This window comes from Butyrivibrio hungatei (assembly GCF_001858005.1).
Taxonomy (GTDB): Bacteria; Bacillota; Clostridia; order Lachnospirales; family Lachnospiraceae; genus Butyrivibrio; species Butyrivibrio hungatei.
This window is the reverse complement of the sequence record NZ_CP017831.1, coordinates 1,500,356-1,526,087: the sequence shown is the minus strand read 5'-3', so window position 1 is coordinate 1,526,087 and position 25,732 is coordinate 1,500,356. Positions and strand designations below refer to the sequence as shown.

General features: G+C 39.2%; 19 protein-coding genes. 5 read left to right on the top strand and 14 right to left on the bottom strand.

Annotated elements, in window-relative coordinates; all coding sequences use genetic code 11:
- Positions 1-97 precede the first annotated feature (97 nt).
- From bhn_RS07180 to bhn_RS07150, 7 genes are all read right to left on the bottom strand, one after another.
- Complete coding sequence (locus bhn_RS07180; RefSeq protein ID WP_071176052.1) at positions 98-1,381, bottom strand: methionine gamma-lyase family protein; 1,284 nt, start codon at positions 1,379-1,381, stop codon at positions 98-100.
- A complete protein-coding gene (gene miaA / locus bhn_RS07175) occupies positions 1,374-2,312 on the bottom strand; it encodes a tRNA (adenosine(37)-N6)-dimethylallyltransferase MiaA (protein WP_071176051.1) in 939 nt (312 codons plus the stop codon). The genes bhn_RS07180 and miaA overlap by 8 nt, the downstream gene beginning before the upstream one ends.
- Entirely contained in the window at positions 2,309-4,231 is a 1,923-nt protein-coding gene (gene mutL, locus bhn_RS07170) for a DNA mismatch repair endonuclease MutL (RefSeq protein WP_071176050.1), read from the bottom strand. The genes miaA and mutL overlap by 4 nt, the downstream gene beginning before the upstream one ends.
- Positions 4,232-6,874 carry a DNA mismatch repair protein MutS gene (gene mutS / locus bhn_RS07165; protein WP_071177464.1) on the bottom strand — a complete coding sequence of 881 codons (2,643 nt, stop codon included), beginning with the start codon at positions 6,872-6,874 and terminating at the stop codon, positions 4,232-4,234.
- Positions 6,875-6,939: 65 nt separating this feature from the next.
- Complete coding sequence (gene miaB, locus bhn_RS07160; RefSeq protein ID WP_071176049.1) at positions 6,940-8,382, bottom strand: tRNA (N6-isopentenyl adenosine(37)-C2)-methylthiotransferase MiaB; 1,443 nt, start codon at positions 8,380-8,382, stop codon at positions 6,940-6,942.
- Positions 8,383-8,385: 3 nt separating this feature from the next.
- Entirely contained in the window at positions 8,386-9,630 is a 1,245-nt protein-coding gene (pepT, locus tag bhn_RS07155) for a peptidase T (protein WP_071176048.1), read from the bottom strand.
- A complete protein-coding gene (locus tag bhn_RS07150) occupies positions 9,627-11,573 on the bottom strand; it encodes an alpha-amylase family glycosyl hydrolase (protein ID WP_071176047.1) in 1,947 nt (648 codons plus the stop codon). Before bhn_RS07150 ends, pepT begins: the two co-directional genes overlap by 4 nt.
- A 175-nt stretch (positions 11,574-11,748) precedes the next feature.
- Here bhn_RS07150 and bhn_RS07145 point away from each other — a divergent pair, with 175 nt between their 5' ends.
- On the top strand, positions 11,749-12,111 hold the full coding sequence (locus bhn_RS07145) for a DUF1292 domain-containing protein (RefSeq protein ID WP_083385809.1): 363 nt from the start codon (positions 11,749-11,751) through the stop codon (positions 12,109-12,111).
- Here the strand turns inward: bhn_RS07145 and bhn_RS07140 are convergent.
- The 6 genes from bhn_RS07140 to bhn_RS07115 all read right to left on the bottom strand — a co-directional run bounded on the left by bhn_RS07140 (position 12,042) and on the right by bhn_RS07115 (position 20,875).
- Positions 12,042-13,961 carry an ATP-dependent helicase gene (locus bhn_RS07140; RefSeq protein WP_071176046.1) on the bottom strand — a complete coding sequence of 640 codons (1,920 nt, stop codon included), beginning with the start codon at positions 13,959-13,961 and terminating at the stop codon, positions 12,042-12,044. The two genes, bhn_RS07145 and bhn_RS07140, sit on opposite strands and share 70 nt — an antisense overlap.
- On the bottom strand, positions 13,951-15,414 hold the full coding sequence (gene gltX / locus bhn_RS07135) for a glutamate--tRNA ligase (protein WP_071176045.1): 1,464 nt from the start codon (positions 15,412-15,414) through the stop codon (positions 13,951-13,953). The genes bhn_RS07140 and gltX overlap by 11 nt, the downstream gene beginning before the upstream one ends.
- Before the next feature lie 82 nt (positions 15,415-15,496).
- Entirely contained in the window at positions 15,497-15,934 is a 438-nt protein-coding gene (locus tag bhn_RS07130; protein WP_071176044.1) for a dUTP diphosphatase, read from the bottom strand.
- A gap of 29 nt (positions 15,935-15,963) precedes the next feature.
- On the bottom strand, positions 15,964-18,561 hold the full coding sequence (locus bhn_RS07125) for a heavy metal translocating P-type ATPase (protein ID WP_071176043.1): 2,598 nt from the start codon (positions 18,559-18,561) through the stop codon (positions 15,964-15,966).
- 14 nt (positions 18,562-18,575) lie between these two features.
- The gene (locus bhn_RS07120; protein WP_071176042.1) at positions 18,576-18,896 is read right to left on the bottom strand and encodes a metal-sensing transcriptional repressor; all 321 of its coding nucleotides are present in this window, start codon (positions 18,894-18,896) and stop codon (positions 18,576-18,578) included.
- A 344-nt stretch (positions 18,897-19,240) separates the two neighbouring features.
- Complete coding sequence (locus bhn_RS07115) at positions 19,241-20,875, bottom strand: class I adenylate-forming enzyme family protein (RefSeq protein ID WP_071176041.1); 1,635 nt, start codon at positions 20,873-20,875, stop codon at positions 19,241-19,243.
- A 189-nt stretch (positions 20,876-21,064) separates the two neighbouring features.
- Between bhn_RS07115 and iorA the strand changes: the two genes are divergently transcribed.
- Genes iorA through bhn_RS07095 form a run of 4 tightly spaced genes read left to right on the top strand, consistent with a single transcriptional unit; the run spans position 21,065 to position 25,201 of the window.
- Positions 21,065-22,819: an indolepyruvate ferredoxin oxidoreductase subunit alpha gene (gene iorA, locus bhn_RS07110; protein WP_071176040.1), complete on the top strand. Its 1,755-nt coding sequence runs from the start codon at positions 21,065-21,067 to the stop codon at positions 22,817-22,819.
- 3 nt (positions 22,820-22,822) lie between these two features.
- Positions 22,823-23,401, top strand: a complete 579-nt coding sequence (locus bhn_RS07105) for an indolepyruvate oxidoreductase subunit beta (protein ID WP_071176039.1) — start codon at positions 22,823-22,825, stop codon at positions 23,399-23,401.
- Between the two features lie 26 nt (positions 23,402-23,427).
- The gene (locus bhn_RS07100; protein WP_071176038.1) at positions 23,428-24,729 is read left to right on the top strand and encodes a phenylacetate--CoA ligase family protein; all 1,302 of its coding nucleotides are present in this window, start codon (positions 23,428-23,430) and stop codon (positions 24,727-24,729) included.
- Between the two features lie 37 nt (positions 24,730-24,766).
- The gene (locus bhn_RS07095) at positions 24,767-25,201 is read left to right on the top strand and encodes an ACT domain-containing protein (RefSeq protein ID WP_071176037.1); all 435 of its coding nucleotides are present in this window, start codon (positions 24,767-24,769) and stop codon (positions 25,199-25,201) included.
- Positions 25,202-25,256: 55 nt separating this feature from the next.
- On the opposite strand, the gene bhn_RS07090 is transcribed toward bhn_RS07095, so the two are convergent.
- Positions 25,257-25,727: a GNAT family N-acetyltransferase gene (locus bhn_RS07090; RefSeq protein WP_071176036.1), complete on the bottom strand. Its 471-nt coding sequence runs from the start codon at positions 25,725-25,727 to the stop codon at positions 25,257-25,259.
- Positions 25,728-25,732 lie beyond the last annotated feature (5 nt).

The window sequence follows — 25,732 nt, the reverse complement described above, 5'->3', positions numbered from 1 at the left end:
ATTGTTAAATGACTTCATCCAAATCCTTTCTGAAACGCACAAAAGCACGCCACTTCTCCAGGTGGTCAAAAAGAATACAGAATCATCAGATTATAGTTTAACACGAAACAAGCTTAGCGTCACACATCTTTTGCAAAGTTTTTAATATTCCGTATTTAGCATGAGGCCAAGTAAGACCTCCCTGGAAGAATACAGAATAAGGTTCTTTTATTGGTCCATCAGCAGAAAGCTCAATAGATGAGCCAGATACAAAGGCACCAGCAGCCATAATGACCTGTGCATCATAGCCAGGCATATCCCAAGGCTCTGGTGTAACAAAAGAGTCAACTGGTGCTGCAGACTGAATACCCTCGCAAAATGCAATGACACCCTCAGGCTTACCAAAGGTAACAGCCTGAATGATATCATATCTATCCTCTTTTCCATTAGGAACCACATCAAATCCAAGTTTTTCGTAGATATTCGCAGCAAAAATAGCTCCCTTTAAAGCAGATGCTGTAACAGTTGGAGCAAGGAAAAATCCCTGATAGAACTGTGGAAGGATTCCAAGGGAAGCTCCCACCTCTTTTCCAAGTCCTGGAGATGTAAGTCTAAATGCTGCATTTTCTACGCATTCCTTCTTGCCGGCAATGTATCCGCCGATTGGTGCAAGTCCGCCGCCTGGGTTCTTGATAAGTGAACCAACTACCATGTCTGCACCGACATCTGTAGGCTCGATCGTTTCAACAAATTCTCCATAGCAGTTATCTACCATGCAATAAACGTCTTTTTTGATTCCCTTGATAAAAGAAATAAGTTCGCCGATCCTTTCAACTGAAAGAGTTGGTCTTGTCTGATATCCCTTTGATCTCTGGATTGTAACAAGCTTGATATTAGAATGCTCAAGCAAAGTCTTTTTGATATTGTCAAAATCAAAGCTTCCATCAGGTAAAAGATCCACCTGAGAATACTCTACGCCATACTCAGCAAGGGAGCCCTTAGATGGTCTGATGCCGATTACCTCCTCAAGAGTATCATATGGCTTACCTACTGGTGAAAAGAGCATGTCACCAGGCCTAAGGTTACTCATAAGCGCCAGTGCCAGTGCATGAGTTCCGCATGTTATCTGAGGACGAACAAGTGCATCCTCTGTATGGAAAACAGAAGCATACACAGCTTCAAGCTTTTCTCTTCCTATGTCATTGTAACCATAACCAGTTGTTCCAAGAAGGCAAGCCTCACTAACCTTGTTGTCCTGCATAGCCTTGATAACCTTAAGCTGATTGTACTCTGCAATTTCATCAATCTTTTTAAATCTTGGCTCAAGCTCTTTTAAAATCTTTTCGCCAAACTCATATACATTCTTGGAAATACCAAGTGATTCAAACATTACTTCATTCATTTTTAAATACCTTTATCATTTCTTCTAAAATACGATCATCATCGTGATCAAAATCTCTTTTGTCTATCCAGTGGACATCGCTTTCGCGCCTAAACCATGTGAGCTGCCTCTTAGCAAAATGCCTGGTGTTTCGCTTTATTAGATAAATAGCTCTCTCAAGGTCATATTCGCCATTCAAATAGCCGATCATCTCTCTATATCCAAGAGACTTCATAGATGTGGCAGTAAGAGGAATATCTAGCTTTAAAAGTTCTCTGACTTCAGCTTCAAGCCCTTCCTCAATCATCAAATCCACTCTTTTGTCTATGCGTGAGTATAACTCTTCTCTGTCATCTGTCAATACAAAGTAAGAAAAATCATACGGAGACACGTTCTCATGCTGCTCTTTGTTGTGCTCAGAGATTGGTTTTCCAGTCTTTTTGTAAAATTCAAGAGCTCTTATAACTCTCTTAACGTTGTTTTCATGTATGATATTTGCTGACTCAGGATCCACAGCCTTAAGTTCCATAAATAGCTCATGGGCTTTTCCATCTTCAGCTCTTTTTTCTAATTCCTTACGAAAAGAGTCATCATCATCAGTCTCAGTAAAATCTATATCATATAGTACTGCCTGTATATAAAAACCCGTTCCGCCAACAAGGATAGGGATCTTTCCTCTCGATGAAATATCTTTTATGGCATCCTTCACCATCTTTTGGAACATGACTACGTTAAAATCCTCTTTGGGATCAAGAAAATCAATAAGATAATGAGGAACTCCCTGCATTTTCTCTTTCGATATCTTGTCAGTTCCAATATTCATGTATTTATAGACCTGCATAGAATCAGCGGAGATTATCTCTCCGCCAATTGTCTTAGCAAGCTTAATTGATAGATTTGATTTACCGACAGCCGTCGGTCCAGTCAAAATTATAAGCTTTTGTTTATTCATTCCACAACTCGCTTAAACTTTTTATCAATCTCATACTTGGTCATCGATATAATAGTTGGCCTTCCATGAGGACAATTATATGGATTTTCAAGTGTTAACAGTTCATCTAAAAGAGCTTCCATCTCCTGTCTTGTCATCTTGGTATTACCTTTTACAGAAGCCTTACAAGCCATACTTGCTATCTTGTAATTGATGACATCAGGTGTTCTATCAAGACTAGTTTCGTGAGAAAGCTCATCAAGGATCTGAATGAACATATCCTTTTCATTGTTGCAGCCAAAAAGATCAACAGGTATAGCTCTCATGGCGTATTCATGTCCACCAAAATTCTCGATATTAAAACCAAGCTTCTCAAAGTACTGTCTGTAATGGATAAAAATATCTTCTTCTGCAGAGGACAATGAAACAATCACAGGAGGATTGACCATCTGTGAAAGCATCTCACCTGATTTAAAGCGCTTTATCATCCTCTCATAGTTGACCTTCTCATGGGCCGCATGCTGATCAACCATAAACATCTTATCTTTGAATGCGATTATCCAATAAGTGTCAAAGATCTGACCAAGTATGTCATATTCCTTTACATTGTCCTTGGTAAGGACTTTCTCATCAAAAAGATTAAGCTGCATAGGCTTTTCTACTATAACAGCTTGCTCCTGCTTAATGATCGGTGAAGGACGCTCCTTTTTTTCTAGGGCAGAACCATCTGAGTCGCCAAAAATCCTGGTCCAAACAGCTGACTTATTTGTATCTTCGATCTTGATAGGCTCAGCCTTAACACCAACCGCAAATACAGGTTCTTCCTCAGCAACCTTATTTTCTTCGAATCTTATAGCTTCAAAAGGTTCAGGAGAAAGAGATTTTTTAGGTGGTGCTATTTCTTTTTCCTTATCCTTAATATCATCCCCAAGAAGTGCATCAGGGATCATCTCATGGTCGCGTAAGGTATTCTCTACGCTGGTCCTGATAAAATCATATATCGCAGCCTGATTATCGAATCTAACTTCAAGCTTGGCTGGATGCACATTTACATCAACTAGAGCTGGATCAAGTCTTAAATGAAGCACAGAAAATGGAAACTTGTGCATCATAAGATACTGCTTGTACCCCTCCTCAAGTGCTTTAGAAATTACCTTGTCCTTGATATATCTTCCATTAACAAAAAATATTTCAAAATTTCTGTTAGATCTGTTGATGGAAGGCTCTCCAAGATATCCCTCAAGAGTAATGTCGTTTTGTGACACATTAATTGGAATCAGGCTAACAGAAATATCCCTTCCATAGATCCTGTAGATTATCTCTTTAAGATCGCCATTACCAGAAGTAGAGAACTTATCTTCTTTGTTATTGATAAAGTGAAATGAAACCGTAGGATTATCAAGAGCAAGATGCTCCATGACATCTCCAATATAGCTTCCTTCAGTCTGCGGTGTCTTTAAGAATTTCTTTCTGGCAGGTGTATTGTAAAAGAGATTTCGCATTATGATAGAAGTACCATCAGGAGCACCAATCTCCTCCATTCCGGCTTCTTCACCACCATTTATGCTGTATCTTGTACCAGTAAGGTCATCCTTTGTCTTGGTAATAAGGTCAACCTGCGCAACAGAAGAAATACTTGATAACGCCTCGCCTCTAAATCCTAAGGAATGGATAGTAAAAAGGTCATCAATATTCTTTAACTTACTGGTTGCATGTCTTTTAAAAGCTTTCTTGATCTGACTTTTCTCAATTCCAGAGCCGTTATCAGTAACACGGATCATATCGATTCCGCCGCCCTTTATTTCAACTGTTACAGCAGTGGCACCGGCATCAATAGAATTTTCCACAAGTTCTTTTACAACACTTGCTGGTCTTTCAACAACTTCACCAGCTGCGATCTGATCAATAGTAGTTTTATCGAGTTCATTTATGAAGGCCATTTAGTTTTTCCACCTGTTTTTCAAATCACTCTGAAGCTTATAAAGAGTATTCAGAGCATCCATTGGCGTAAGAGTTGTAATATCAATTTCCTGAAGTCTCTTAAGCACATCCTCATCAGTTACAGTATCAAATAGTGACATCTGATCTATATCTACATCGTCATAATGCTGAACTTTAACCTTCTTGTCGCCCTTACTATCCCTAGCTATAGCCTGAACCTTCTCAGTAATATCATTATCTGTAAGTTCAGCTACAATCTCCTTAGCCCTGTCTATTACCATGTCCGGGACACCGGCAAGCTTGGCTACCTGAATACCATAGCTCTTATCTGCGCCGCCCTTTACTATCTTACGAAGAAATACAATGTTATCACCGTTTTCCTTAACCGCAATACAGTAGTTGTTTACATTATCCATTTTGCCTTCGAGCTCTGTAAGCTCGTGGTAATGTGTAGCAAATAAAGTCTTGGCACCAAGTATCTTTCTGTTACTGATGTGCTCTGTAACAGCCCAAGCAATTGCCAGTCCATCATAGGTTGAAGTACCTCTTCCGATCTCATCAAGGATCAAAAGAGAATTTGGAGTTGCGTTTCTAAGAATATTGGCAACCTCATTCATCTCAACCATGAAGGTTGACTGACCGCTTCCAAGATCATCAGAAGCTCCCACTCTGGTAAAGATTCTATCTACAACGCAAATATCAGCCTTCTCTGCCGGAATAAAGCATCCGATCTGTGCCATTAGGACGATAAGCGCTGTCTGTCTCATATAAGTTGACTTACCAGCCATGTTAGGACCGGTAATAATAGAGATACAATGCTTTTTGTTATCAAGATATGTGTCATTTGAAATGAACATATCAGCCGAATCAAGCATCTTTTCTACAACAGGATGTCTGCCGTTTTTTATGTTGATCACACCCTTATCGTTGATAACAGGCTTTACATAGTGGTTCTTTTCTGCAACATAGGCCAAAGAAGCATAAACATCAAGAAGTGCTATTGCCTTAGCTGTAGACTGTATCCTATTGATCTCAAGGGCAATTGAATCTCTGATCTTGCAAAACATCTCATACTCAAGGTTGTTAAGCTTATCCTGAGCATTAAGGATCGTATCTTCAAGTTCTTTTAACTTAGGAGTTGTATATCTCTCTGCGTTAGCAAGCGTCTGCTTTCTTATAAAGTAGTCAGGAACCTTATCCTTGAAAGAATTAGTAACCTCAAAGGAATAACCAAACACATTACTGTACTTGATCTTAAGGCTCTTGATACCAGTATTTTCCTTTTCTTCATCCTCAAGTTTAGCAAGCCATCCCTTACCGTTTGTTCCAGCTTCTCTAAAGTGATCTATATCCTTATCAAAGCCTTCCTTGATGATGCCGCTCTCCCTGATAGTTAAAGGAGGCTCTTCAACGATAGCTTGGTCAATAAGCTCATAGATATCCGTAAGTGGATCAAGCTCTGAAAAGAGCTTATTTAGAGCTTCATTATCCTTAACATCCGTGAGGGCTGTTATGATCGCAGGTATCATCTTAATGGAATTTCTAAATGCCAAAAGATCCCTTGGATTAGCAGTTTTAAAGATAATCTTGGACATGAGTCTCTCAAGATCGTAGACAGGATTTAAATATTCTCTGATCTCTTCTCTTGTGATCACGTTCTTTACAAGAGCGTCAACTGCGCCCTGTCTAAGTAAGATCTCATCTTTATCAATAAGAGGCTGCTCAATAAAACTTCTGAGCATTCTGGCTCCCATAGCAGTCTTAGTCTTATCAAGTACCCACAGAAGTGTTCCCCGCTTCTGCTTATCCCTCATAGTCTCCACAAGCTCAAGGTTTCTTCTGGTTGAACTATCTAGAAGCATAAACTTGCTTGTAAGATATGGATAGATATGAGTGATAATGGAAATATCAGACTTTTGCATATCTGTAAGGTATTGCAAAAGAGCTCCTGCAGCCACTACACCATTAGGAAAATCTTCAATTCCAAGACCTATCAGTGATGATACTTTAAAGTGCTTCATAAGTAGCTTTTTACATGAATCCTCATCAAAATATCTTGAATCGAGAGGATTTATAAAAATCTGAAGCCTGTTTCTAAGCTCATCAATATCTATTCCCGAGAAATTAAAAGCTTCGTTGCAGATAATCTCAGATGGAGAATACTTACCAATCTCATCAACAGCAGCTCTAAGGTTTTCAACTTCTGTAAGATAATAATCACCAGTTGTAAGGTCTGCAACAGAAATACCAATATTATCAGGAGTATAGATTATGCTCATGATGTAATTGTTCTTGGTTTCCTCAAGAGACTGCATATTAAGGTTTGTTCCAGGTGTGACGATCCTTGTTACATCCCTTTTTACAATACCCTTTGCAAGCTTTGGATCTTCTGTCTGCTCACAGATAGCGACCTTAAAGCCTCTAGAAACAAGCTTAGTAAGATAAGAGTCAACTGCATGAAAAGGAATTCCACACATAGGAGCTCTCTCTTCCAAACCGCAAGCCTTTCCAGTAAGAGTAAGTTCAAGTTCCTTGGATGCAACCTGGGCATCATCAAAAAACAGCTCGTAAAAATCACCAAGTCTATAAAAAAGAATACAATCCTTATACTCCCTCTTAGTCTGCAGATAATGCTGCATCATAGGTGAAACTTTATCTATGTCAACGCTTTCAAACATCGTGGTACTTCCCACGGCAAAATTCCCCCTTAAACCTTTTCTCCCATAAAGTAAAATCCGTGGCACTCTGTAAGCTTAACGTCTACAAAACTTCCAATAAGGCCTTCGTCACCAGGAAAATGTACTAAAGTATTATTTGAAAGTCTTCCAGTAAGAAGGCTTGAATCGTGTTCATTTACACCTTCAACAAGAACAGATGCTGTGATTCCCTGATATTTCTCAGTAGTCTTTCTTGCTGTTTCCTGTACAACTTTAAGTAATCTGTCAAAATTCTCTTTTACTTCTGCTTCTGGTACCTGATCTTCAAAGCCGGCAGCAGGTGTGCCTGTTCGCTTTGAATAGATAAAAGTAAACGCATTATCAAAAGAGGCTTTCTTTACAACATCAATTGTCTCATCAACATCAGCCGGAGTCTCCCCTGGGAATCCAACGATAATATCTGTTGTAAGCGCCACATCAGGAAGTCTCTTTCTTATCTTGGCTACAAGCTCAAGATAAGCTTCCTTTGTGTATCTGCGATTCATTCTTCGAAGTATCTCTGTACTTCCAGACTGAAGTGGCAGATGGATATGTCTTGCAATCTTAGGATTCTTAGCAATGACCTCAATAAGCTCATCAGAAAGATCCTTTGGATGAGGTGTCATAAATCTAACTCTCTCAATTCCTTCAACCTTTGTAACTTCATCCAAAAGCTGCGGGAATGAAATTCTGTTTGGATCATCCTCTTTAAAATCAAGTCCATAAGAGTTTACGTTCTGGCCAAGGAGCATTACTTCCTTAACACCATCCTTAGCAAGCTTCTCACACTCTCTTATGATATCCTTAGGGCTTCTAGAACGCTCTCTGCCTCTAACATAAGGAACAATGCAATATGTACAGAAGTTGTTGCAGCCAAACATGATATTTACACCAGATTTGAAAGGATACTTACGAAGAACAGGAAGATCTTCTACGATCTTGTCTGTTTCCTTCCAGATATCAATGATCATTCTATCTGACTCAAATGATGTGCAAAGAAGCTCTGCAAACTTGTAAATATTATGTGTTCCAAAGATAAGGTCAACAAATCTATAACTTTTTTGGATCTTTTCAACTGCTGACTGCTCCTGCATCATACATCCGCAGATAGCGATCTTCATATGAGGATTCTTTTTCTTGTGACTTGAGCATGCGCCAAGTCTTCCAAGAACTCTCTGGTCTGCATTATCTCTTACAGTACAGGTGTTATAGATGACAAAATCAGCATTTTCTGATTCTGTTTCTTCATAACCAATAAGCTTAAGTGTAGCCACAAGCTTTTCAGAATCTCTGGCATTCATCTGACAGCCAAATGTCACAACGCAGGCTGTAGGTGTTCTTCCAAGCTCCTTTTTAAGTTCCTCAACATATCCTTTAGCCTTTTCAATAAACTCAAGCTGACGAAGGCTCTCTTTATCTAATACTTCACTTTTATTACTATTTAAAATATTCATAAATTAAAACTCTTTACCATATGCGTTTACTATTCCAAGAAGAATATCAACGACCTTTCTCATTTCCTGAATTGATGCGTACTCGTACTTGCCATGATAATTGTATCCGCCAGTACATAAGTTAGGACAAGGAAGTCCCATATATGAAAGGCTTGCTCCATCTGTGCCGCCTCTGATAGGAAACTCAAGAGGTGTGACACCAAGATCGGTCATAGCCTTTTTTGCATTGTCAATAAGATGCATATGAGGACGGATCTTCTCGATCATGTTGCGATACTGATCTGTTACAGTAACCTCAACAACTCCCTCACCATATTTCTTGTTAAGATACTCAGCTGCGTTTACAAACAGCTCTTTTTTCTGGGCAAAAAGCTTCTCGTCATGATCTCTGATGATATAAGAAGCTGTAGCAGTCTCTGTTCCTCCATTTACTTCTGTAAGGTGGAAGAATCCCTCTCTTCCCTCGGTGTACATAGGGTTCATAAATACAGGTAAAAGTGCATGGAACTCGTAGCAGATAAGAGCTGCATTTATCATTTTGTTCTTGGCATCGCCAGGATGTACGCTTCTGCCATGAACAGTTATCTTGCCACTAGCTGCATTGAAGTTTTCATATTCAAGGTCTCCAAGCTTACCACCATCAACTGTATAAGCGTACTTGGCTCCAAATTTGGCAACATCAAAAAATGCTGTACCTGCTCCAATCTCTTCATCTGGAGTAAATGCAATCTTGATCTCGCCATGAGGAAGGTCAGGATTTGTTAAAAGAATCTCTGCCATAGTCATAATCTCGGCTACACCAGCCTTATCATCTGCTCCAAGAAGTGTTGTTCCATCTGTAACGATAAGATCTTCTCCAACATGATTTGAAAGCTCCGGGAAATCTATTGGTGAAAGAATTACTTTCTCCTTGTCGTTTAATACAATGTCCTTTCCGTCGTACTTTTCAACGATCCTAGGCTTAACATTCTTGCCGCTTACTTCATCAGAAGTATCCATATGTGAGATAAAACCAATTGCTGGTCTATCTTTACCATCGTTTATATTTGATGGAATAGTTGCATATACATAGCAATGGTCTTCATCATATATGATGTCTGAAGCGCCAATCTCCTTAAGTTCAGAAACAAGAAGCTTTGCAAGGTCATGCTGTTTCATAGTTGAAGGAGATGTGCCTGCCTCGTCATCTGACTGAGTATCGATCTTAACGTATCTTAAGAATTTTTCAATTACGTCTGGCTTATTCATTTCTTTTTTCTCACTTCTTTCTTTTGTTTATAGTTTGGATCCTTAGAACCTATATAAATTCTGGCTGATCTGTCAGGCAGTGTTTCAAGCTCTTTTGTAATCTCTTTAGGCTTAACATCTTCCTGGGCAGTATCACATATAAGCTCCCATTTATAACCATCTGGCATTTTAGGTAACGCCATCTCAGCGTCAAACCAGTGCATATTGTAACAAACGTACACAAATGGCGAATCCTTTTTCCTGTCATCGTACATGCCGCAGTACAGCATACCAAGCATATGACTATGACCAGAAAGATCCGGGCGCCAGGCATCTCTACCATGACATGAAAGATCAGGATAGCCACAGGATGTATAATCCATAAGCTTAAGTGGCTTACTTGCATGAAGTATCCTGTTTTCTTTTCTTATCTTTACAAGAAGTTTGATATATTCATAAATATCTTTATTCTTGTCAAAGGCTTTCCAGTCAACCCATCCTATCTCGTTGTCCTGACAGTATGGATTGTTATTACCAGATTGAGAATTACCAAATTCATCTCCGCTAAATATCATAGGCGTTCCCTGAGCCATAAACAACATAGTCAGGATATTCTTCATCTGTTTTTTACGAAGCGACAAAATACTCTGCTTTCTGGTCCTGCCTTCAATACCACAGTTCCAGGTAAGGTTATTGTCATTTCCGTCCTTATTGTTTTCGCCGTTTTCTTCGTTATGCTTGTGCTCATAGGAAACCATGTCAACAAGTCTAAACCCTTCATAATCACAGATATAATTGATTACGCCGTGGTCAGTACCATTGTTGATCATAGAATTCATAAAGTCAGATGCTGTATTGTCATCGCTCTTTAAAAATCTTCGGCAGTTATACATGAATCTGCCATTATATTCAGCAAGATAGCGCTTCTCAGGCTCATCTGAGCCATAGATATCAAAGTAATCAAATCCGTCGTACCAGATCTTGGCGTCAGAGAAAAGAGGCTCCTTGGTAATAAGCCTTATTGGCACACTTGCTCCCTTCAAATGGAAACCATCGATATGATATGAACATCTCCAGTATCTAAGGGCATCTATGATAAGGCTTTCATTCTCATCAGTTTCGAAGTAAAACTGCATGATAACTTCAATACCGTTTTTATGAAGCTCTTTTACCAAAGTCTTAAACTCATTTTCACAATCAGATGGATCAGCACAATAAGATGTTCTTGGAGCAAAATAATATCCTTTTTTGTAGCCCCAGAAATTCAGCCTTGGCTTTACAGCGCTCTTATTGGAAATACTTCCATCCTTAGAATAGATCAGATCTCCTAACACTTTATTTCCCCTGATCTTGGAAGGGTTCTCGATTTCATTCATCTCATAAGCCGGCATCAGCTCAATAGTTGTAACGCCAAGTTCCTTGAGATATGGAAGCTTATCAAGAATTCCCATAAAAGTTCCTCTATGACCATGGGCAACACCAGAGCTTGAAGCCTTGGTAAAGCCTCTCACATGCATAAGGTATACAAAGCTGTCTTCATAAGGAATCTCAGGAAAAGAATCGCTTTCCCAGTCAAAAGCGAACTCAGAAGCCTTAAGAGTTGATCTGTTATCAAGCTTGGCCCTGATATCGCTGTCTGGAACATCCTTGCCAAAGCTCTCTAAACCTATAAGATGCTTGGAATAAGAATTACAGAAAAAGGAATCATCCTCAAAATAATTGTAGGACGTGTATTTATCAATATTGTCTATTCCTGATATCCTTGCAGAATAGATATTTCCTCTTTTGATAGTTTTAGGAAGTTCAATACTAAGATCCTCGTCGCCATCAGAACTATAAAGAGTTATTCCGCAGCTGTCACACTTGTCAAACACAGTGCGTACCACAAGAGATTTGTCATAATCTATATAACAGCCTAATGGATAAGGCTTTTCACTAGCAATCTTTAATGTATTAGCCTGCATTTTTAGCTCCTGGTAAAAAGTAAATTATCCCTAATTTAAAAATCCTCACAAGTCTTATTATTTTATCACAAATTTAGTATATATGCACTATTCCCATATTAAATCTGTTCTCATATACAGGTGAGCTGTGCTATAATGACACTAAGTAATGAAAAACTTATTCAGGAGGATTTTTATGGAGTTTTCAAAGATTGCAACTGAGATGAACACTAGAATAGAAAACGGCGATCAGGAGACTGTTGAAATAGAGCTCGATCATGGCGAAGTTGTTAATTGTGCTATTATGATCGTTCTTACAGTTAATGAGAAAGATTATATTGTTCTTCTTCCACTTGATAAAAACGGACAGAATCACGACGGAAACGTTTGGTTTTATGAATTCATCTGGGATGGATCAGACAAGGAACCAGAACTTGGCTATATCAGTGATGATGCAGAATATGAAGCTGTATCAGAGGCTTTCGATCTTTATCTTGATGATGTTGAGTTCGATGAACTTGTGGAGCTTCCAGAGGAAGGTTTAGACGGCGAAGAATAATTTTCTTCCCACAAAGACCTGATAGGTCTTAAAAATCTAGATGGTAGCATTGGATTTTCCTTTGTACCAGCCAAATAAGACATTATGAGCGCCTGTTTTGCCCTCGTCATAGCTACATAGAGCATTCGGCGCTCTTCTTCTATCTGTTTTTTGGTAAGGGCTGATCTAGAGGGAATGATTCCTTCATTTATGGAAGGTATCCATACTGCTTTATATTCAAGGCCCTTAGAACCATGCATTGTTATTATATTTACAGTTCTTTCACATTTCTTACTTGTCTTCTTTTTGTTTTCAAAAGACTCATCGATCAAATCGTTTAGATCTTTCAAAAGCTTCTTTACATCAACATATTCCCTTGCAACCTTTTCAAGCTCATCAAGCTTATCCATATCCTTTTGATAAAGCTTATCGATACCTATGTCTTTTCTTAAATATCTAACTGCGAGACCAGGCCTTAAGTGACTTATCATATTGATCTGCTTAAAAAACATTGAAGCAGTCCTTTGCATTTTTAAATTCCCAGTATAAAATCTAATGACATCTCCCTCAGACACAGTTTCTTTAGTAGCCGTTTCTCTTGTTATGAACCGAAGAGGCTTATTTATGATCTTTAGGAAGTCCTCTCTTTTATGGCCCAAATAAGCGAAAGATAAGTAACTTAGCAAAACTCTAACACCCTCGCACTCATAAAAGGCCATTTTCCTATCATCGAGGTTAGTCTTAATACCATTCTTTTTAAGAAACGCTGCATATTGACCACACTGAGCATTAGTTCTGCAGATTATGGCAATTTCAGAAAGATCATCCATGTTTGCCAAAAGAAACCTCTTCAAGGCTTCGCATTCTTTTTCTTTAGACGAATATATGAGCGGAAGAATTTTTCCATCGATGCTTTTTTTATCAGCATGTATCTCTTTTTTAAATCTTTCAGTGTTTTGCTCTATGACAAGCTTTGAACAATCAAGTATCCTTTTTCCGCACCTGTAATTTATATTTAGATTAATTATCTTAGGCTGTATATTCTTTGCCGCATAAAAATCATTAAACCCAAGCATGAGTCCTGGATCAGAACCCCTAAAGCCATATATGGACTGATCATCATCACCTACAACAAAAAGATTATTTTCATCCCCGCAAAGCAGTGTCAGAACATCAAACTGCATTTTATTTATATCCTGATACTCATCCACCAGGAAAAATCTATATTTTTCTCTGCATTTTCTTAATAGTTCTCCATCATTTAATAAGCTATCCCTGCACATAAGTATCATGTCATCAAAATCTATCTTGTTAAACTCATCCATTAGAGCACTGTACTTTTTGATTATCAAGTGAAAAGAGCTAGAAAAAGCAAAGGATTTATCGCAATCAGCTGCTGATAGACCGCTGTTTTTGATCCTGGAAATTTCAGAAATAACATCCCTTACTATATCATCTCCAAGTTCAAGCTCTGCTTTTATCCTGTTATCAGAAACTGATAAGGAATGCAAAATATCAGAAATAAGCTTATATTTAAAATTCTCACTTGCTATATCAATTTTTCTTTTGGAATTAGCCCAGCGAATTATCTGGTAAAAACATGAATGAAATGTTCCAAAATTCACATCTGGATAAGAACTATCCGTGATCTTTAAAAATCTGTGCTGCATCTCAAGTGCAGCTGCCTTGGTAAAAGTAATGACTAAAATTGAAGAAGGTTCAATCTTGTGTTCTTCAATAAGGCACCTTAGTCTCTCAACAATAACAAAGGTTTTGCCGCTTCCAGGCCCCGCAAGAACCATTGCGGGGCCATCTACATGGTTTATAGCCATGAGCTGTGCGGCATTGCCCTTAGGCAAATTATTTCTCAAGTAATTCAATTCCTTTTTTGATTCTCTTAATGGTCTCTTCCTTACCAATAACTTCCATAAGTTCTGTAGCTCCGCAAGGAGTCATCTCTTTACCAGAAACAGCAATACGTACTGGCCAGAGAACATAGCCATTCTTGTACTCATGAGACTTGATATAGTCTGTAAGAAGTGCATATAAAGAATCATTTGTATAATCATCATGTGCTTCAAGAAGTGGAAGTACCTCTTTTAATACTGCAAGAGAAGTCTCTTCATTTGTCTTCATCTTCTTGTGAGTATAGATAGCTGTATCATACTCAGGAAGCTCATTGAAGAAATCAACCATAGGCTCGATATCAGGCCAGATCTCAATACGTGTCTTAACCATATTGGCAATCTTCTTAAGGTCATAATCCTTTGTGATAGCTTTCTCAAGGTATGGCTTAGCAAGCTCAAAGAACTTGTCATCATCCATAGCCTTCATGTATTCGCCATTCATCCACTTAAGCTTTGTATAGTCAAATACTGCAGGAGACTTGTTGATCCTCTTATAATCAAACTTTTTGATAAGATCCTCAAGGCTCATGATCTCCTGGTTGTCATCTGGAGACCAACCAAGAAGTGCTACAAAGTTAACTACAGCTTCTGGTAAGAATCCCTGCTCGATAAGATCCTCAAATGATGAGTGACCTGATCTCTTAGAAAGCTTATGATGATCCTCATCTGTGATAAGTGGGCAGTGAATGTACTTAGGTACTTCCCAGCCAAATGCATCATAAAGTCTGTTGTACTTTGGTGATGATGAGATATACTCATTACCTCTTACAACGTGTGTGATTCCCATAAGGTGGTCATCTACAACATTTGCAAAGTTGTAAGTAGGATATCCGTCAGACTTAATAAGGATCATATCATCAAGCTCTTTGTTCTCAACGCTAACATCTCCATAAAGCTCATCATGGAATGTAGTTGTGCCCTCTGTAGGGTTGTTCTGTCTAATAACAAAAGGCTTGCCCTCTGCAAGATTCTTCTCAACTTCCTCTTTTGAAAGGTGAAGACAGTGCTTGTCATATACACTGATCTCTTTAACTTCACCATCAACCTCGATCTTCTGAACAAGAGTCTTAAGTCTCTCTTCATCACAGAAACAATAATATGCCTCACCCTTATCTATAAGTTCCTTGGCATACTTCATATATATTCCAGCCTTCTGTCTCTCACTCTGAACATATGGGCCAACTGGTCCTCCGATGTCTGGACCTTCATCATGAACAAGACCAGTATCCTTAAGTGTCTGATAGATGATCTCAGTAGCACCTTCTACGAATCTCTCCTGGTCTGTATCCTCAATTCTAAGAATGTAATCTCCACCCTCATGCTTTGAAATAAGATAAGCATAAAGAGCAGTTCTTAAATTTCCAACATGCATACGTCCTGTAGGACTTGGTGCATATCTAGTACGAATCTTAACCATTTTCGCTCCATTCATAATCTTTAAATAATTTTTTCAACAAATTACTATTATAATGTTTGAAAATATTTTTTCAATGCCAATATTATTTTGTGCCGGTAGAACCAAATCCGCCTCTGTCTGCGCCTTCTAAGTGGTCACATTCTTCAAAAAGGATATGTGGCTGATTTTCCATGATCCTGAACTGGCAAATTCTATCGTTAAAGCTAATGTGAGTGTCTCTCATAGCAATTACAGGAACAAACCACTGGTCATTGTCTCCGCAATAGGAATGATCGATAACTCCCATGTGATTAGCCTGAATCACTCCAAAATTCTTGTAGGTTGAACTTCTTGGAACCACATGAGCTTCATAGCCTTCTGGAATCTCCATGGCAACACCAAGAGGGATCAGGTGAAACTCACCCTGCTTAAGGTCTACATCCTCTGCGCTTCTAAGGTCGATCCAATCTGACTTTCCATCGATATATTCAAGCTTTTCAATCTTGTCATTAAAATATTTGATCTTAATCTTCTTTTCCATACTTTCTCCCACTAACAATTTGTGCCGCATCAGTCAATGCTTGTTACTTTATAGTCCTTATCTTCAACAGCCTTTTTAAGGATATCATTATCTACCTCTGAAGACAAACTTACGATAGCCTCGCCCTTTTCATGGCTAACCTGAGCATTTTCTACTCCTTCAAGAGCTTCAAGTGCCTTCTTAACATTTGCCTCGCAGTGAGCACACATCATTCCTTCGATCATCATCTTCTTTGTCATTTTGTTTTCCTCCAAATCTATTTTTATTTCTTTTTTGACATTATCAATATTTAAAGAATTAACTTTTTTACAATCCTTTGAAGAGTCATAAATATCTGCAAGGTTAAGCCTTAGAGCATTCATCACAACGAAAAAGCTTGATAAACTCATTGCAGCAGCTCCAAACATTGGACTAAGCGCCCAGCCAAAGAGCTTGATATAACAGCCTGCTGCAAGGGGAATTCCTATTACATTATAGAAAAATGCCCAGAACAGGTTCTCGTAAATATTCTTAAGAGTCTTTCTTGAAAGCCTTATAGCACCTGCTACATCAAGAAGACCACTCTTCATAAGAACAACATCAGCCGCATCGATTGCTATATCAGTACCTGCTCCAATCGCAATTCCTGTATCTGCAATAGTAAGGGCTGGTGCATCATTTATTCCATCACCTACCATGGCAACCTTGCCGCATTTACTAAGTCTGTCAATGACCTTAGCCTTTCCATCAGGCATGATCTCAGCAAAGATCTCATCAACTCCTGCTTTTTTACCAATGGCAGTTGCAGTCTTTTCATTGTCTCCAGTGAGCATCACAACCTTAATGCCCATATTCTTAAGCTCGGAAATAGCTTTTTCTGAATCTTCCTTGATGGTATCAGCAACTGCAATTATACCAATAAGCTTATTATCTCTTGAAAAAAACATTGGAGTCTTTCCTTCAGATGCATAGGAATCAGCTTTTTCAAGCATCTCACCTTGAATCCTTGCATAAGAGCTGATAAATTCCATGTTACCACCTCTAATGATACTATCTCCAAGCTTTGCTTCAAGTCCCTTTCCAAAAACAGCCCTGAAATCAACAATATCTTCATCAAATTCTATATGAAGATCATTTATATGCTTAACAATAGCCTTTGCAAGAGGATGTTCACTCTTTGATTCAAGTAGACCAGCCAGTACCAAAAGCTCATCATCAAAGGATGAATAATTACTGCTTGTATAACCGCTCTTTGAAATTGAATCCGCTGAAAAGACATCTGTTACAACAGGTTCGCCTTTTGTGATAGTTCCTGTTTTATCAAGGGCAACTATCTGAGTTTTACCAGCATTTTCAAGAGAAGCTGCAGTCTTAAACATAATGCCATTTCTAGCCCCAATACCGTTACCTACCATGATGGCAACAGGTGTTGCAAGTCCAAGAGCACATGGGCAACTGATAACAAGAACTGCTATTCCTCTCGAAAGAGCAAAGCCAAAATCTTCGCCAAGTATCATCCAGACTATGATAGTAATAAGCGCTATTCCTATAACAGTTGGAACAAATATACCTGATACCTTATCAGCGATCTTGGCAATAGGAGCCTTTGTGGCAGCAGCATCACTGACCATCTGAATTATCTGAGAAAGGGTTGTATCTCTCCCAACTCTTGAGGCTCTGCACTTAATAAATCCAGATTGATTTATTGTGGCAGCAGATACCTCATCGCCCTCGTATTTATCACACGGAATGCTTTCACCAGTAAGAGCTGATTCATCAACTGAGCTGTTACCCTCGATCACAACACCATCTATAGGTATATTTTCTCCAGGTCTTACAACAAATATATCTCCGAGCCTAACCTCATCTATCGAAACAATCTTTTCAGAGCCATCTGTCTGAATGATAGTTGCAGTCTTGGGCGCAAGCTTCATAAGCCCCTTTATAGCATCAGTGGTCCTGCCTTTACTCATGGCTTCAAGCATCTTGCCTACAGTAATAAGCGTAACTATCATAGCCGCTGATTCGAAATAAAACTCATGGCTAAAGGCAAACGCTTTTTCTATATTCCCCTTTATAGCAGCATCTGTCATAAGCAAAAGAGCTGCAAGGCTATATATAAATGACGCAGAGCTTCCAAGAGCAACCAGTGTATCCATATTAGGTGCCCTATGAACAAGGCCCTTAAATCCACTGATAAAAAACTTCCTGTTGATAGTCATGACAATAATTGCCAGAATCATCTGAATAATTCCATTTGCTACAGGATTTCCTGAAAAAAACGCTGGCAAAGGAAATTTAAACATCATATGTCCCATGGAAAAATACATTAACACCAATAGAAATCCTATTGATAATATAAGCCTTCTTTTAAGAAGTGGAGTCTCCCTATCCTTTAATATCTCTTCCTCTCTGGAAAAATCCATAGCTGAAGACTCATTTCCAATATCATCCATAAGCTTTGCACCATAGCCAGCATCTTCAACAGCTTTAATAATCTTTTCCTTCGGGACATTTCCTTCTATGCCCATAGAATTAGTAAGAAGATTAACGCTGCAACTAGTGACGCCATCCACCTCTTTAACTGCTTTTTCAACTCTCGCCTGACATGCAGCACAGCTCATGCCAGTTACCATGTATTTATCCATCTTTTTTCCTTTTATTACTTCATCATCTTCTGTAACAGTTCAACAAGTTCATCAACAGTTTCTTCCTTGCCAGCCTTGATATCATATGTCACACAGCTCTTAATATGATTTGCCAAAAGAACCTTCGAAAAGCTGCTAAGAGCACTTCTAGCCGCAACAACCTGCATCAAAACGTCAGTACAATAGGCATCATTCTCGATCATACTCTCAATGCCCCTTATCTGTCCTTCAATCCTCTTAAGCCTGTTCAGCAGATCCCTATATTCCTTATCATCCCTCTTTTTATGCTTAACTTCTTCACTTTTCTCCCTGTTCTCACACTTAGGACATCCCATAACATCACCTCAAATTCATAGCCAATATCACAACAACATTGTATCACTTTTTAGTGTATTACTCTTCATTTTTTGCCCCTTTACTATATACCCCCTAGGGGTATTTGTAAATACCTTTATTTAATAAACACAACCATCCGCCTTAAAAGAGCAGCTTGGGATTTATAAGGAATCAGCAGTAGCGATTTATTTTTTGTCGTTGATAAATAACACGAAAGAAGCTCTATTATTTTTACTCTCTGAACGAATGTGAAGTAAAAATAATAGAGCTTATTGAATGTTAATTTATCAGACAAAAAATACTATGGAGCTACTGATAATTCCTTATAATCCCAAGCGTCCTTTCAAGACTGATTCTGCTTTTCAACAAGATGGTCGCCGCAGTATTTTTCGCGGAGTTTAGGTTTGTCGATCTTGCCGGTTGGATTTCGAAGAACCGTATCAAAAATGATCTTTCGTGGTCTCTTATAACGAGGCAGATCAACGCAGAAAGCATCAACCTCATCCTCAGTTAAAGTCATTCCCTCCTTTACCTGAATTATCGCCGCCGCAATCTCCCCAAGCCTTGAATCCGGAAGCCCTATAACCGCCGCATCGTGAATCTTATCATTCTTCATTAGGAATGACTCGATCTGCACTGGATATAAGTTTTCACCGCCAGATATGATCACATCCTTCTTTCTATCTACAAGGAAGATAAATCCATCTTCATCCTCTTTTGCCATGTCGCCGGTAAAGAGCCATCCATCCTTTAATATCTCATCTGTTGCCTCTTTATTCTTGTAATAACAGACCATTACGCCCGGTCCCTTTACGCAAAGCTCGCCGATTTCTCCCTTTGTTACAGGTTTTCCCTCTTCATCAACAATCTTCGCCTTCCAGCCATATCCAGGAATACCAATAGCGCCAACCTTGTGAACATTCTCAAGACCAAGATGTACGCAGCCTGGACCAGTAGATTCTGAAAGTCCATAGTTAGTATCGTATTTGTGATGTGGGAAATACTCAAGCCATCTCTTAATAAGACTTGGTGGAATAGGCTGAGCACCAATATGCATAAGCCTCCATTGACTTAGCTTGTAGTCTTCAATCTTAAGCTTTCCAGAATCAAGAGCAGCCAAAATATCCTGTGCCCAAGGTACCAGGAGCCACACTATAGTGCAATGTTCCTCAGAAACTGCTCTAAATATAGATTCAGGAGAATTACCTTTCAAAAGAACCGCTCTACTTCCGGTATATAAAGATCCAAACCAGTGCATTTTGGCACCTGTGTGATATAAAGGTGGAATGCAAAGGAAATTATCTTCATGAGTTGTCTCGTGATGGATAGCTTCCATCTTGGCAGACTGCATAAGAGCAGTATGAATATGTAAAATAGCCTTAGGAAAGCCTGTTGTACCGGATGAAAAGTAAATAGCTGCATCATCCTTGTCTTCTACAAGGACTCTGGGCGCAACAGATGAACTATTTGAGACCTGTTTGTAATAATCTTCAGCATATGAAGGACACTGATCACCAACGTAGTAAAGAAGCATCTCTTTCTTAAGTTTTTCTGCAATGTCTTCAATTCTGCCAATAAACTCAGGTCCATAAAACAAAACATCAGAATCTGAAGCCTTCAAGCAATAATCAATCTCTTCAGCTGTAAATCTAAAGTTTAATGGAACTGCTACAGCACCAGACTTTAAGATACCAAAATAGATTGGAAGCCACTCAAGGCAGTTCATCAAAAGAATTGCGCACTTCTGTCCCTTTTTGATTCCTCTTTCCATGAGCATATTTGCAACTCTGTTGGCTTTCTCATCAAATACAGACCAAGTGATCTGTCTTCTGTAATAAGATGTCTGTGTAGGCTGGATCAGCTCATATTCCTTCCATGTAACTCTTTGCTCTTCCCTGATCTCAGGATTTATCTCAACCAGAGCAATCTCATCCCCATATAATTTGCTATTTCTCTCAAGTAGATCTGTAATTGGCATTGCATCCTCCCAAAAAGAAATTCTTCTCTAACGTGCATTAACGCGTTAAAGTATAGTATAAAGATTTTTGTGCAAAAGGTCAAATAATCTGTGATTTTCCTTTTGACTTTAGTGTTTTTTCCTATTATTCTATAGTAAGGTTAGCTTTAATGCTTTAAACCATTAAAAGTTTTGTAGGGAGGTTTTTTCATGACAAGTAACAATGGCAAACAGCTCATGCTAGGCAACAAAGCAGTTGCTCGTGGGCTTTTTGAAGCTGGCGTATGCTTCATATCAAGTTATCCTGGTACTCCTAGTACTGAGGTTACTGAGGAAGCCGCCAAATATGATGAAATTTACTGTGAATGGGCTCCAAATGAAAAGGTTGCTATGGAAGCTGCTTTCGGCGCTTCTCTTGCCGGCCGCAGATCATTTTGTGCTCAAAAGCACGTAGGTCTTAATGTAGCAGCTGATCCACTGTACACCATGTCTTATACTGGTGTTAACGCAGGTCTTGTTATTGACGTTTCCGATGATGCTGGTATGCACTCATCTCAAAACGAGCAGGATTCAAGGCACCACGCCATAGCTGCCAAAGTTCCAATGATCGAGCCATCTGATTCAAAGGAAGCTCTTGAATTTACCAAGCTTGCCTTTGATATCTCTGAAAAATTCGACACTCCTGTACTTCTTAAAATGTGCACAAGAGTAGCACACTCTCAGTCCCTAGTAGAAACGGGAGAAAGAACTGTTCCAGATTTTCCATACGAAAAAAATATTGCTAAGTACGTTATGATGCCAGGAAACGCTAAAAAGCGCCATCCTATCGTTGAGAAACGTACAAAAGATCTTATAAGATATGCAAACAACTGCCCACTTAACAGGATAGAAATGGGCGATACAAAGATTGGAATCATTACAGCTTCCACATCTTACCAGTATGTAAAAGAGGTATTTGGTGATAGCATATCTGTACTTAAGCTTGGTATGACCAATCCTCTTCCAGATACTCTTATCAAAGAATTTGCTCTGAAGGTAGATAAGCTCTTTGTAGTCGAGGAGCTTGACCCTATCATTGAAAATCATGTAAAGAACCTTGGGCTTATTGTATCAGGTAAAGAGCTACTTCCTATGATCGACGAGTTCTCTCAGAGCCTGGTTGCTAAAGCCTTTGGAAAGGATACAAAGGAAAGCATCTCTTTGGATGAGGATATTCCAAACAGACCTCCTGTAATGTGTGCAGGCTGCCCTCACAGAGGACTCTTTTACACTCTTAAAAAGAATAACTGCACAGTTCTTGGCGACATTGGTTGTTATACCCTCGGCGCCGTTCCACCTCTTGGCGCAATCGAGATGACTCTTTGCATGGGTGCATCAATTGGTGCTCTTCATGGCTTTAATAAAGTTAGAGGCAAAGAAAGTGAAAAGAAAACTGTTGCTGTTATCGGTGATTCAACATTTATGCACTCCGGTATGACAGGCCTTGCCAACGTTGCTTATAACCAGTCAAACTCAACCATCATCATCGTTGATAACTCCATAACCGGAATGACTGGCCATCAGCAAAATCCTACAACTGGCTACAACATCAAAGGTGATCCTGCCGGAAAGATCGATCTTGAGGCACTTTGCAGAGCTATGGGCTTTGAAAGAGTACGAGTTGTTGATCCTTATGACTTAAAACAATGCGACACAGTGCTCAAAGAAGAATTAAACACCGAGGCTCCTTCAGTTATCATCTCAAGAAGACCATGTGCATTATTAAAATATGTTAAGCACAATCCTCCTTTACATGTTAATGAGGATAAATGCGTAGGCTGCAAATCCTGTATGAGAATTGGCTGTCCTGCTATTACAGTTAAACATGGAAAAGCAAAGATCGACACCACACTATGTGTTGGCTGTAATGTATGTAGCCAGCTTTGCGGCATGAATGCGTTAGAAACTGCAGGAAGGGAGGCCTAAGTTATGGAGACAAAAAATATAATGATCGTTGGCGTAGGCGGCCAGGGATCACTACTTGCAAGCAAATTACTTGGACACCTCTTAATGAATCAGGGATATGACGTAAAAGTATCTGAGGTTCATGGTATGTCTCAAAGAGGCGGATCAGTTGTTACCTATGTAAGATATGGCGATAAAGTCTACTCTCCTGTTATTGATAAAGGCGAAGCTGACTACATAGTTTCTTTTGAAATATTAGAAGCCGCAAGATGGCTCCCATATCTTAAAAAGGACGGACAGATCGTTACCAACACTCAGCAGATAGATCCAATGCCTGTTATTACAGGTGCTGCAGACTATCCTGAAAATCTTGTAGACAAATTAAAAGCAACAGGCGCAAATGTCGACGCTCTCGACTGCCTGGCTCTTGCAACAGAGGCTGGTTCTGCCAAGGCCGTTAATATTGTCTTACTTGGAAGACTTTCTCATTACTTTGATCTACCAGATGAAGCATGGATGGCTTCACTTGAAGCAAATGTTCCAGCCAAGTTCCTTGAAATGAATAAAAAAGCCTTTGAGCTTGGTAAAAACGCGACAAACTAAATTACAGCTGCAGAGAGGTCAAAACTATGGAAAGGTATTATCAAAAAGAAATCGAATGTGCTCCCTACGAAGAAATTCGAAGGATTCAAAGCGAAAAGCTGATTAAACAAGTTAAGCATGTATGGGATAACGTCCCATATTACAGAAAGAAAATGGAAGAAAAAGGAGTAACTCCTGATGATATCAAGTCAGTTGATGATCTTCATAAACTCCCATTCTTGTCAAAAAAAGATCTCCGAGACGCATATCCAACTGGACTTCTTGGAGTTCCTCAAAAGGACTGCGTTAGGATCCACTCAACTTCTGGTACAACAGGTAAAAGAGTCATCGCTTTCTATACACAGCATGACGTAGACCTTTGGGAGGATTGCTGCGCAAGAGCTATCATGGCAGCAGGCATAACAGATGAAGACGTCTGTCAGGTATCTTATGGATATGGCCTGTTTACAGGAGGAGCTGGACTCCACGGCGGTTCACACAAGGTTGGATGCCTTACTGTTCCCACAAGTTCAGGAAACACCGACAGACAGATCATGTTCATCAACGACCTCAAGGCTACTCTTCTTTGCTGCACTCCTAGCTATGCAGCATACCTTGCAGAAAGGTTTAAAGAGCTTGGCTACAAGCCAGATGATATTCCTTTAAAGGCTGGAATCTTTGGTGCTGAAGCATGGAGCGAGGAAATGCGCCATGATATCGAAAGATCATTAGGTATCAAAGCCTATGACATATATGGTCTTACAGAGCTTTCAGGTCCAGGTGTAGCGTTTGAATGTTCAGAGCAAAATGGAATGCATATAAATGAAGACCACTTCATTGCAGAGATCATTGATCCTGATACAGAAGAAGTCCTGCCAGAAGGTTCACAAGGCGAGCTTGTATTTACCGCAGTAGATAAAGAAGCTTTCCCAATGATCCGTTATCGCACAAGGGACATCTGTCGTCTAACCAGAGAAAAATGCTCCTGCGGAAGAACTCATGTAAAAATGGCTAAGCCTATGGGAAGATCAGATGACATGCTCATCATCCGTGGCGTAAATGTATTCCCTAGCCAGATTGAAACAGTTCTTTTAAATAATGGCTATGCCGCTAACTATCAGATCGTTGTAGATAGAGTAAACAATACTGACACCCTTGATGTTCAGGTAGAAATGACTCCAGAGAAATTCACTGATAATGTAGGTGAGATCGAAGAAAATCAGAAAAAGCTCGTAGATGACCTTAAATCAATGCTTGGAATCAAAGCCAAAGTTTCACTTATGGCTCCTAAGTCCATTGCCAGAAGTGAGGGAAAAGCCGTAAGAGTTATTGATAAGAGAAAGATCTGAATATGATATAATCTAATTAGATTACGGAGGGACGATCATGAGTATAATGCAGATTTCTGTATTTCTTGAAAATAAGCCTGGAACCTTAAAAAAAATGACTGGCGTTCTTGCAGCCAACAAGATCAACATGCGCGCCACTTCTCTTGCTGAGACCAAGGATTTTGGTATTGCAAGACTAGTTGTAGACGATGCCATGTCAGCAGTCAACACACTTAAGGAGCATAACTTTGTAGCAAGCCTTACACCAGTACTTGCTATTGAGATTCCAGATGAAGCAGGCGGACTTGATAAGCTTTTAGAAAACTTCGATGATGCCGAGGTCAACATTGAGTACATGTACGCCTTTACTGGCGGCAAAAACACTGACCACGCCTACATGATATTTAGAGTATCTGACACAAAGGCAGCTGAAGCCAAACTAAACGGCAAAGGCGTAAAGATACTAACTCAGGAAGACATTGAATCAATCTAACCAAATAAAAAAGCAAAACCCTTGTACGCTTGTGATAAGCATACAAGGGTTAATTTTATAATATGAATTCCATCTGGGTTTCTTTTACCTTCATACCCATTCTTTCATAAAATGCTCTGGCACTTTCATTTCCTTCCCAAACATTTAAATTGACCTCATAACAGCCAAGCCTTTTTGCTTCCTGTTTTACAAATTCAAAAAGCTCTTTTCCAGCATGATTTCCTCTAGCATTTTCATCTACACAAAGGTCATCAATATAAAGAGATTTAAATGGAACCATTGTGGTGGTAAAAGGCTGCTCTTTTAATACGCAAAAAGCATAGCCAATCACTGCACCTTTATCGTCTGTTCCCACATACACGGGTCTATTATCATCAATTAAAATTTCTGACAACTCTTCTTTAGTATACTTTGTTGTACCTGATATAAAGATATCCGGCCTGATCCTTGCGTGTATCTCAAGAACCTGGCTAAGAAGCTCCAATATTCTGTCTATATCCTTTGTTTCTGCTCTTCTAATATTCATATCAA

Excerpts from the sequence above, each read along its gene's own strand:
- bhn_RS07180 (WP_071176052.1), bottom strand. The coding sequence starts at position 1,381 with ATGAATGAAGTAATGTTTGAATCACTTGGTATTTCCAAGAATGTATAT.
- miaA (WP_071176051.1), bottom strand. The coding sequence starts at position 2,312 with ATGAATAAACAAAAGCTTATAATTTTGACTGGACCGACGGCTGTCGGT.
- mutL (WP_071176050.1), bottom strand. The coding sequence starts at position 4,231 with ATGGCCTTCATAAATGAACTCGATAAAACTACTATTGATCAGATCGCA.
- mutS (WP_071177464.1), bottom strand. The coding sequence starts at position 6,874 with ATGATGCAGCATTATCTGCAGACTAAGAGGGAGTATAAGGATTGTATT.
- miaB (WP_071176049.1), bottom strand. The coding sequence starts at position 8,382 with ATGAATATTTTAAATAGTAATAAAAGTGAAGTATTAGATAAAGAGAGC.
- pepT (WP_071176048.1), bottom strand. The coding sequence starts at position 9,630 with ATGAATAAGCCAGACGTAATTGAAAAATTCTTAAGATACGTTAAGATC.
- bhn_RS07150 (WP_071176047.1), bottom strand. The coding sequence starts at position 11,573 with ATGCAGGCTAATACATTAAAGATTGCTAGTGAAAAGCCTTATCCATTA.
- bhn_RS07145 (WP_083385809.1), top strand. The coding sequence starts at position 11,749 with ATGGAGTTTTCAAAGATTGCAACTGAGATGAACACTAGAATAGAAAAC.
- gltX (WP_071176045.1), bottom strand. The coding sequence starts at position 15,414 with ATGGTTAAGATTCGTACTAGATATGCACCAAGTCCTACAGGACGTATG.
- bhn_RS07130 (WP_071176044.1), bottom strand. The coding sequence starts at position 15,934 with ATGGAAAAGAAGATTAAGATCAAATATTTTAATGACAAGATTGAAAAG.
- bhn_RS07125 (WP_071176043.1), bottom strand. The coding sequence starts at position 18,561 with ATGGATAAATACATGGTAACTGGCATGAGCTGTGCTGCATGTCAGGCG.
- bhn_RS07120 (WP_071176042.1), bottom strand. The coding sequence starts at position 18,896 with ATGGGATGTCCTAAGTGTGAGAACAGGGAGAAAAGTGAAGAAGTTAAG.
- bhn_RS07115 (WP_071176041.1), bottom strand. The coding sequence starts at position 20,875 with ATGCCAATTACAGATCTACTTGAGAGAAATAGCAAATTATATGGGGAT.
- iorA (WP_071176040.1), top strand. The coding sequence starts at position 21,065 with ATGACAAGTAACAATGGCAAACAGCTCATGCTAGGCAACAAAGCAGTT.
- bhn_RS07105 (WP_071176039.1), top strand. The coding sequence starts at position 22,823 with ATGGAGACAAAAAATATAATGATCGTTGGCGTAGGCGGCCAGGGATCA.
- bhn_RS07100 (WP_071176038.1), top strand. The coding sequence starts at position 23,428 with ATGGAAAGGTATTATCAAAAAGAAATCGAATGTGCTCCCTACGAAGAA.
- bhn_RS07095 (WP_071176037.1), top strand. The coding sequence starts at position 24,767 with ATGAGTATAATGCAGATTTCTGTATTTCTTGAAAATAAGCCTGGAACC.
- bhn_RS07090 (WP_071176036.1), bottom strand. The coding sequence starts at position 25,727 with ATGAATATTAGAAGAGCAGAAACAAAGGATATAGACAGAATATTGGAG.